At 57.1% G+C, this 371-nt stretch carries 1 protein-coding gene; it reads left to right on the top strand.

The window, feature by feature from the left end; genetic code table 11:
* On the top strand, nt 1-371 hold a 371-nt coding region (locus Q4563_RS17090), incomplete at both ends, for a DNA topoisomerase (protein WP_303605344.1).

The following is a 371-nucleotide window of genomic DNA, read 5'->3' as shown; positions in this document are numbered from 1 at the left end:
ATATCAGCTGATCACCTATCCTCGTTCCGATTGCCGTTACTTGCCGATGGATCACTACAGTCGCCGGGAAGCGGTGATTCAGGCGATTGGGCAACATCAGCCCGAGCTGGCCAGCGTGGTGCAGGGAGCCAATCTGGGGCTACGCTCGAAAGCCTGGAACGACCGCAAGGTCGAAGCCCACCACGCCATTATTCCGACCGAAAAAAACACCGGAGCAGATCGTCTGACGCTGACGGAAAAACAGCTCTACAGCCTGATTGCACGGCAGTATCTGCTGCAGTTTTATCCCCCATATCGCTACGCGGATCGCCGGATCGAACTGGAAATTGCCGGGGGCCGGTTTGTCGCCAACGAACGCGAGAACCTGGAAC

It is taken from the genome of Gilvimarinus sp. 1_MG-2023 (assembly GCF_030548285.1).
Note: the sequence above shows the minus strand (reverse complement) of the source record. Positions and strands in the feature narration are given on the sequence as shown.